At 43.0% G+C, this 9639-nt stretch carries 6 protein-coding genes and 1 pseudogene; 3 read left to right on the forward strand and 4 right to left on the reverse strand.

What is annotated here, in order from left to right; all coding sequences use genetic code 11:
* Positions 1-747, forward strand: a pseudogene (locus FTU16_RS15935) (ISNCY family transposase); the annotation flags it as partial.
* A gap of 64 nt (positions 748-811) precedes the next feature.
* Here the strand turns inward: FTU16_RS15935 and FTU16_RS15940 are convergent.
* The 4 genes from FTU16_RS15940 to ilvD (FTU16_RS15955) all read right to left on the reverse strand — a co-directional run bounded on the left by FTU16_RS15940 (position 812) and on the right by ilvD (FTU16_RS15955) (position 6757).
* Positions 812-1099 carry a chorismate mutase gene (locus FTU16_RS15940; RefSeq protein ID WP_078191648.1) on the reverse strand — a complete coding sequence of 96 codons (288 nt, stop codon included), beginning with the start codon at positions 1097-1099 and terminating at the stop codon, positions 812-814.
* Positions 1080-2402: a hypothetical protein gene (locus FTU16_RS15945; protein WP_180163681.1), complete on the reverse strand. Its 1323-nt coding sequence runs from the start codon at positions 2400-2402 to the stop codon at positions 1080-1082. Before FTU16_RS15945 ends, FTU16_RS15940 begins: the two co-directional genes overlap by 20 nt.
* A gap of 151 nt (positions 2403-2553) precedes the next feature.
* Complete coding sequence (gene ilvD / locus FTU16_RS15950; protein ID WP_180163682.1) at positions 2554-4239, reverse strand: dihydroxy-acid dehydratase; 1686 nt, start codon at positions 4237-4239, stop codon at positions 2554-2556.
* Positions 4240-4927: 688 nt separating this feature from the next.
* Entirely contained in the window at positions 4928-6757 is a 1830-nt protein-coding gene (ilvD, locus tag FTU16_RS15955) for a dihydroxy-acid dehydratase (RefSeq protein WP_078191651.1), read from the reverse strand.
* A gap of 437 nt (positions 6758-7194) precedes the next feature.
* Between ilvD (FTU16_RS15955) and fmt the strand changes: the two genes are divergently transcribed.
* Positions 7195-8154, forward strand: a complete 960-nt coding sequence (gene fmt, locus FTU16_RS15960; RefSeq protein WP_180135686.1) for a methionyl-tRNA formyltransferase — start codon at positions 7195-7197, stop codon at positions 8152-8154.
* A complete protein-coding gene (gene rsmB, locus FTU16_RS15965) occupies positions 8154-9461 on the forward strand; it encodes a 16S rRNA (cytosine(967)-C(5))-methyltransferase RsmB (protein WP_180163683.1) in 1308 nt (435 codons plus the stop codon). The genes fmt and rsmB overlap by 1 nt, the downstream gene beginning before the upstream one ends.
* Positions 9462-9639: the final 178 nt, after the last annotated feature.

Genomic DNA, 9639 nt, shown 5'->3' on the forward strand with positions numbered 1-9639 from the left:
ATGGTAAGCCATTGGCATTTTACAGTGACAAACATTCAGTTTTTAGGGTGAATCAAAGTAGCAAGAAAGACACCAAGATTACCCAGTTTGGACGTGTTCTGAGCACTCTCAATATCGATATCATTTTTGCTAACTCCCCTCAAGCCAAAGGTCGTGTAGAACGAGCGAATAGAACACTTCAGGATCGTCTGATTAAGGAGATGCGTCTAGAAGGCATCAAGTTCAATTGCAGATGCCAATAAGTGGCTGCCGTGCTTTATTGAGCAATTTAATCGTAAATTCGCCAAGATGGCTTTTAATTCCAAGGATCTACATCGGCCTATCGCTGAAACAGCCGAAGAATTAGATGATGTTTTTACCTGGCGTGAACCCCGCAGGGTCACGAACAGCTTGACGATTACTTATGATAAATGCGTATATATCTTGGAAAACAGCGAAGAAAATCAAAGATTGGGCGGCAAGTATCTTGAGTTCCTGGAATATCCGGATGGTACTGTAGCCATTGAATATCAGGGAAGAAAAATCAATTACAGCATCTTTGATAAATTAAGTCAGCTCAACCAGAGAGAGATCGTTGAGAATAAACGTTTGGGTTCTGTGCTGGCACATATTCAACAACAGCATGAACAACTGGAACACCAAAACAAACGCAATCGTTCTCAAAAGATGCCACGTAGACAAGCACAGAAAACAGCGATTGAACAACGAAATCTAAATCCTGTGCTTGACTTGGAAATGTCCATATAGGACATTTCTATTTGGTTATTAGGTAGGACATTTCTACTTGGGAATAACATCAAATCCGCCCTAACTATGGTCGAATCTCTTTCAACTCACGTTGAATAAAATGCTGAATCATATCGCGGTATAAACGTTCCACAATATCTGCATTTACACCGTGCTCTGTGGCTTGTAGACGAATTTTACTAATCACCGCTTCGACACGTTCTGGTGATTGAACATCCTGTACTGAACGCTTAAAACGCACCGCTTGATCAACATAAAACTGACGTGCAGCAATGAGCTCAATAATTCCCTGATCAATCACATCAATCTGTGCGCGGGCTTGCTCTAATGACTCAACTTTTTCTTTCTTCATCTTCTCTGGCTTCACTTTCAGCGGTGTTTTCACTTTTATACTTCTCTTCTAACACATTACTGAAAATACTTTCAATCATCCATACGCGGTATAAGCTATTAAATACATAGCTTTGACCTGCAATACGTAATTCTAAAACAGGAAAATCGGGCTGTGACTTCATCTCACAGTGCATATCATTTTCTTTTAATTTTTCAGCAATATCGTCAGTAGTCAGTTCAGAAATCTCTAACTCATACTGTAAAGCCTGAAAATGTGCTTTGAAGGATAAATCACGCCCTTTAGTCCATACGGCTTCCAAAATGCGATACATCACATCAATACGCTGCTCTTCAGGCGCACTGTAGTACAGCTGTGACATAGCTAAAGTCGCAGCTTCTGTAGGTCGGCAAAATGGCGTGAACTTAACTTCTGTACGTTTAGACAGACGTGTTGCCAAACTCCAGTCAAACAAATCTCGACCGTGATACGACAATGGATACACATTCAACTGGATATTGTAATAGTCCGCCAATTCCTCACGAATATAGGCTAGCAATAACCATGATATCGGATCTTCCATCGCGATGTAGAGATCAAGCTCAGGATCGAGTCCCTGAATTTCATTCAACTCCTCTGCATCACTAATCAGGTGCTCACGCCATTCAATATGATTGATCATAAAGATCGGGTTATCTGTCAGGAGTTTTTGTTGTTTTAAACGGCGCGTTAAACGCAGTAAATCATCTACAGCATGGTACTTACGTTCACCAAACTCAAAATACCCCGTCAAAATTGCTAAGTCAGAAAAAATCCGTTCTGGAAAATCTTGCGCTTTATGATGACGGCTGGCCATCGCGTACAGTGTTCTCAGCTTGCCATACTGTTTTTGCCACAGCATGTGGAATACATCTTCAAGTAAATAGAGAAAGTCTTGGCCGCGTAATGGGGTATTTTTTAGAATAATTTCGGCTTGTTCTAAGGCTTCATCGGTAGGCTGTTCAGGTGTTTCATGAAAACTAAAACGATGCTGCCGCGCTAAAATTTGGGCATCATTCAGACAATATTGTTGCCATTCTATCGATGACATTTGATTGGGAGGTTCTGCACTCTGACGACAAATAATCACTTTCAGTGGTTTAATTTCATCACTGAGAATTTCTTCTAATTGAGGCAGTTGCTGCGCAGCCAAATAGCTATAGACATCATCCAGTCGAAGATAAACACTCAGACCTTGTTCCGTGGGTAACACCGCTTGTCGGGTCGGTTTCTGATAAAACCAACTCGATCGGATTGGATCGAACCAACGGCGTAACAGTGACATGCGTTTTTTGCCTCAAAATGATGAATTGTGCCGAACCTGCCAGCACATGCTTAAAATTCAACTTCTATTATGAAGCTGTTTTAAATGAGATATAAGCCTTGTGCAAAACTTATATCAAGTCAGGGCTGAATGTTCAATGTTTAACAATGGATTAGACGTCTAGATTTAGGTCAGTCACCGCACCTTTTTCCGCACCAGAGGTCAACTTGGCAAATTTAGCCAAAGCGCCATGGGTATAATTCGGTTTCGGTTTGACCCAGGCCGCACGACGTGCAGCAAGTTCATCCTCAGCCACATGCCAAGTCATTTCACGGGTTTCAGCGTTAATTGATATTTTATCGCCGTTTTTAACCAAGCCAATTGGGCCTCCTTCATAGGCTTCTGGTGTCACATGCCCAATCACAAAACCATGGCTGCCGCCCGAGAAACGCCCATCAGTCAACAGTGCAACAGATTGGCCTAGACCTTTACCAATAATCGCTGAAGTCGGTTTTAACATTTCCGGCATACCCGGCCCGCCTTTCGGCCCAACACCGCGGATCACCACCACTTCACCTTCTTGTACTTCGCCATCTAAAATACCGCGCATGGCGCCCTGCTCTCCCTCAAATACCCGCGCAGGCCCTTCAAAATATAGCCCTTCTTTACCGGTAATTTTAGCCACAGCACCTGTCGGTGATAAATTGCCTTTGAGCACTACTAAGTGCGAATCCTTTTTGATCGGTGCATCAAACGGCAGAATAATTTGCTGACCTTCAGGATAATCCTCTACCTTGGCTAAGTTTTCCGCCAAAGTTTTGCCAGTGACAGTCAGGCAAGAACCATCGAGCATACCTGCCTTCAGCATGCGCTTCATCAGCGGCTGAATACCACCAATGGCGATCAGTTCCGACATTAAATATTTACCCGATGGCCGCACATCGGCCACCACAGGAATATCTTTACCGATGCGCACAAAATCATCCAAAGACAGTTCCACGCCTGCGGTATGCGCCATGGCAATCAAATGCAGTACGCCATTGGTTGACCCGCCTAAAGCAATCAGCACTTTAATCGAGTTTTCAAAAGCGGCTTTGGTCATAATGTCGCGCGGCTTAATATCGAGACGCAGCAGGTTCATCACGGCTTCACCTGCGCGTTGGCAATCTTCAATTTTATCTGCTGAAACTGCTTCCTGCGCCGATGAACCTGGCAAGCTCATGCCTAAGGCTTCAATCGCTGAAGCCATCGAATTGGCCGTATACATACCGCCGCACGAACCCGGCCCCGGCAGCGCGACTTCTTCAATCTGCTTCACTTGAATTTCATTGATTTCGCCTTTGGCATGCTGACCCACTGCTTCAAATACCGAGATCATGTCGGTATGACCTGCTCCGGGTTTAATGGTGCCACCATAAATAAACAGACCCGGACGGTTTAAACGCGCCAAGCCCATGATGCAACCCGGCATGTTCTTGTCACAGCCGCCTATGGCAATTACGCCATCATAGGCCTGACAACCCACCACAGCTTCAATAGAGTCGGCAATGATTTCCCGCGACAGCAGTGAATACTTCATACCTTCAGTACCATTGGAAATGCCGTCAGAAATCGTAATGGTATTGAAAATAATGCCTTTTCCGCCTGCAGCATTGACCCCGTTCTCAGCTTCACGCGCCAAGCCATCAATATGCATATTACACGGCGTGACGTTGGCCCAAGTCGAAGCAATACCAATAAATGGGCGTTTAAAGTCTGCATTTTGGAAGCCCGTGGCACGCATCATGGAACGTGCAGGCGCATTCTCTATGCCGTCATAAACAGGTGCTGAATGTTCGCGGATATTATTTTTACTCATTGTTCTTCCTTGGCGATCGCTGATTTTGTGCCTCAGTTTTGGCGGATTCTTTTAAATTTATTGTATAGAAAGCGCTCGGCATGTAAAAGAAATTAGATCTCAACAAAAAAGATTTTTAGCGCATGCAATACCATTCAATCACATGACAAAGCGACATGGATGTCGCTGTTTTCCTATATGGCAGGGATGCCATATCAGGAGAACAAAAGATTTTTGTTACTTTTGATCTTTCAAAAGTAAGGGATTGCCTACACAAAGCCATATAAATTATAGCTACTATTCGAGGCTGTCTTTTTAGAATTTTAATGACATCCACTAATTATTAAATTTTATTTAGTTGCTTCAAGAAACATTATTTTTAATCAAATTAAGAAATCTATAACTTAGAATTATTGTCTCATTATTTCATTTAAAAGCTGATTACAGCGGAGTCTTACCTCTATAAAAGCAAATTTTCGGAGCTCGTATGTTACTTTTGTTTCGGCAAAAGTAACCAAAACCATTTGTCATCCGCAAAACTCGGCAACTGTTTGCAACTAAAAAAATGATCGCAGAAACATTCACTTTTAAATTACCGTTTGCCTCAGACAGTTGCGGATGACATTTCCTCGTATCCAATGCAAGTTATGTAGATGTAAATTAAAAAAGCACCCCATGTGGAGTGCTTTTTTATTTGGAGATCTAAAATTTAGATTTCACGTACTGCGCCTTTCGCCGCACTCGTGGTATGCATTGCATACGCTTTCAATGCTTTCGAAATTTTGCGTGGACGCTCTTCAACTGGATGCCAACCTTTGGCTTCTTGCGCTGCACGGCGAGCTGCCATAGTCGCTTCATCAACAGCTAAGTTGATGGTACGGTTTGGAATATCAATTTCGATTAAATCGCCATCTTCCACCAAACCAATTGCACCGCCTTCTGCTGCTTCTGGAGACACGTGACCAATAGAAAGGCCTGATGAACCGCCAGAGAAACGACCATCCGTTAATAGTGCACATTCTTTACCTAAACCTTTCGATTTCAGGTAGCTGGTTGGGTACAGCATTTCTTGCATGCCCGGACCGCCGCGTGGACCTTCGTAGCGAATTACAACTACATCGCCCGCTTTGATTTCATTACCCAAAATCGATTCTACTGCAGAATCTTGGCTTTCAAATACACGTGCAGTACCGTTAAATTTCAGGATGGAATCATCCACACCTGCAGTTTTTACAATACAGCCATCTAGCGCGATGTTGCCATAAAGCACAGCCAAACCACCATCTTTAGAGAATGCATGTTCTGCATTACGGATTACACCCGCTTCACGGTCACCATCAAGACGTTGGTAATAACGATCTTGAGAGAATGCTGTTTGCGTTGGTACACCGCCCGGTGCTGAACGGAAGAATTGATATACGTCTTCATTTTCAGTACGGATGATGTCCCATTTATCCAAAGCATCTTTTAGTGAAGCTTCATGAACGGTACCAACCGAAGTATCGAGCAAGCCTGCACGGTCTAATTCACCCAAAATCGACATGATGCCGCCTGCACGGTGTACATCTTCCATATGCACGTCGTTTTTCGCAGGTGCAACTTTACAGAGTACAGGCACTTTGCGAGACAAACGGTCAATGTCGTCCATCGTGAAATCAACACCAGCTTCATTGGCAGCTGCTAATAAATGCAGAACGGTGTTGGTTGACCCACCCATTGCGATGTCTAAAGTCATGGCATTTTCATACGATGCTTTGGTTACCATTTCACGTGGCAATACACTGTAATCATCTTGTTCGTAGTGACGTTTGGTAATTTCTACGATCAATTGACCAGCTTTTTCAAATAATTTTTTACGGTTGGCATGGGTTGCAAGCGTAGAACCATTACCCGGTAAGGACAGACCCAATGCTTCTGTTAAGCAGTTCATTGAGTTTGCGGTGAACATACCTGAACATGAGCCGCAAGTTGGGCATGCAGAACGTTCGTATTCAGCAACTTCTTCATCGGTATAGTTGTCATCTGCAGCTACAATCATGGCATCAATCAAGTCGATCGCTTTGTCATTGCCACGAATTTTAACTTTACCCGCTTCCATTGGACCGCCAGAGACAAATACCACTGGAATGTTCAAGCGCATTGCCGCCATCAACATCCCTGGGGTAATTTTGTCACAGTTGGAAATACATACCATCGCATCGGCACAGTGCGCGCTCACCATGTATTCTACTGAGTCTGCAATTAAGTCTCGTGAAGGCAATGAATACAGCATACCGTCATGGCCCATCGCAATACCGTCATCGACTGCGATAGTATTGAACTCTTTGGCTACACCGCCTGCTTGCTCAATTTGACGCGCCACGAGTTGACCAAGGTCTTTAAGATGAACGTGACCCGGTACAAATTGAGTAAATGAGTTCACGACGGCAATAATTGGTTTACCGAAGTCTTCATCTTTCATACCAGTTGCGCGCCATAAGCCGCGCGCACCCGCCATATTTCTTCCGTGTGTCGATGTTTTTGAACGATAGTCAGGCATTTTATATTTCCAACAAAGTTTGAGCTTGAAATGAATCCTACAGATTCACTCTGGCTAAATCATACTGACAATGATGTAAAATCAGTCGAATTTTAAACCTATCATACACCAAGCCATTGTTTTTAAAGATGGCTTTTTAAGCTGAGATTTGGGCAGATGTGTCTATCAATAAAAACGAGTGATTTGACGACAAAAATCTTTTAACTGAAATCTACTATACCGCCATCAATGGCTGCACAATACAAAACTTTCATGAATAATTTTTAAATTTTATATAAATATAATTTATTTAAAAATTGCAAATTTGCGATTTTGGGTTATGAAATCATTGAGCTTGGACAGCTTCAAAGTTGCAAAAATCAATTTCTAATGTTCTAAATTACGCATTAATCATTTGCTATAATCCACATATTCAACACAGATTCGGTTCATTCATTTTGAAAATCATCTTTGCCGGTACGCCAGAATTTGCCGCAACAGCACTAGCTGCTTTGCTCAACACACAACATGAAATTGTTGCGGTATACACTCAACCTGACCGCAAAGCTGGACGTGGACAAAAACTCACAGCTTCTGCCGTAAAGCAATTGGCTTTAGAGCACCATATTCCTGTTTACCAACCCCTTCATTTCAAATCATCGACTGAAGAAGGTTTAGCCGCACAAGCGGAATTAAAAGCTTTAAATGCCGATGTTATGGTGGTTGCAGCCTATGGTTTGATCTTGCCGCAAGTGGTGCTAGATACCCCGAAATATGGCTGTCTGAATATTCATGGTTCATTGCTGCCACGTTGGCGTGGTGCAGCACCGATTCAACGTGCCATCGCAACAGGTGATATTGAAACAGGTGTCACCATTATGAAAATGGCAGCCGGACTAGATACTGGCGACATGATGTATAAAACCATCTGCCCGATTGAAGCAACGGATACCTCTGCAACTTTGCATGACAAACTTGCAGAGCAAGGTGCAACTGCAATTACTGCCGTTTTAGACACTGAACAAACATTGCAGCAATATTTAGACAGCCGTGAAGTTCAAGACGAAGCATTAACAGTTTATGCACATAAGCTATCAAAAGCTGAAGCAAAAATTGATTGGTCCATCGATGCCGTACAAATCGATCGTAATATTCGCGCCTTTAATCCGTGGCCGGTAGCATTTATTCAGTTGGATGAACAAAACAACTTACGTGTTTGGCATTCTGAACTTTCTGCTGTGTCTGCACCGAACGCTCAAGCAGGTGAAATCATTGCCATCGACAAAAAAGGCATACACGTTGCCTGTGCCAATGGTAGCGTGATTATTTTGACCTCTTTACAATGGCCAGGTGCTAAACCACTCAACCCTGTACAAATTTTACAAACCCAAAAATTGACTATTGGACAAATTTTATAATGAAGCAATCTCCCAACGCCTCGACCCGAGACCTTAATTTACGTGCTCAGGTAGTGAAGACGTTATTGGCTGTCCAAAATGGTCAATCGCTGCAATCGGTACTCGCGCAGCAAATGAATATCGTGTCAGATAAAGACCGTGCGTTATTCCATGAATTGGTGCTCGGTTGTTTACGTCAATGGTATGCATTGAAACAATTGACTTTACCATTACTGTCTAAACCGGTAGATAACCAAGTGGTTGAAACCTGTTTATACCTTGGTTTGTATCAATTATTGTGTACCCGTGTCGCAGCTCATGCTGCAATTTCTGAAACGGTGGAAGCTGCAAAACAATTGGGTATGGGAAGTCTGAGTGGCCTCATCAACGCAATTTTGCGCCGTGCAACACGTGAAACAGAACAGTTCTACGACGTGCTTGAACAAGCCACCAATTTACCAAGTTGGTTAACCAAACGCCTGAAAAAAGACTGGGGCGAACAATTTGACGAGCTCAGCTATGAGCTTAAACAAATTGCGCCACTGACGTTACGTGTCAATACACGCCAAGTGAGCCGTGACGAATACCTCGATATTTTGCAAGATGAAGGCATCGATGCACATCGCTGTGAACTCTCTAATGTCGGTATTGTGATGGATGAAAGTTTACATATTCCAAGTTTACCGGGCTTTGAAGCTGGTGGTTTTTCAGTACAAGATGAACATGCTCAGCTGTGTGCAACACTATTACCAAATCTCGATGGTAAATTTGTGATTGATGCTTGTGCTGCGCCGGGTGGTAAAACCGCACATATTTTAGAGACTTTCCAACCGAAGAAACTCATTGCACTGGATCAAGATGAAAAGCGTCTAAAACGTGTGGTTGAAAACCTTGATCGTTTGGATCTCGATGGTAAACATGTTGAAATTCAGACTGCCGATGCCATCACCTATACTGCTCCTGAACTTGCTGATTGTATCGTGCTCGATGCCCCATGTACTGCTGTCGGTGTAATGCGTCGTCATCCTGATATACGTTTACTACGTCAATCGGGCGACATTGCAAAAACTGTAGTGTTACAAAAACAAATTTTGGAAAACATGTGGAAGCAGCTTAAAGTCGGCGGCACGCTGCTTTATATCACATGCTCGATTTTAAAAGCTGAAAATGAACAGCAAATGGTTGAGTTCTTTGCCAATCATGCCGATGCCCAAGAAATTAAAATTGAAGCGGATTGGGGTGTTGAACAAATCCATGGTCGTCAATTGTTCCCGAAAGTGGGTTATGGCGATGGCTTCTTCTACTGCCGCATTCAAAAAACAGCTTAATCTACAATAGAATTTGCTTTTTAGTACCACATAAAAAAGGAACCCTCGGGTCACTGCTGTCCCATAGTTTGACTTAAATAAAAAACCTGAGTCCAAAATAGTTAAAATGTAAGTGCTAACAAAGACTTCAACTATAAAGGATTCAGGTTTTGTCACATCAGAATACCGTATTTCATCA

This window comes from Acinetobacter sp. YH12069 (assembly GCF_013419675.1).
Classification (GTDB): Bacteria; Pseudomonadota; Gammaproteobacteria; order Pseudomonadales; family Moraxellaceae; genus Acinetobacter; species Acinetobacter amyesii.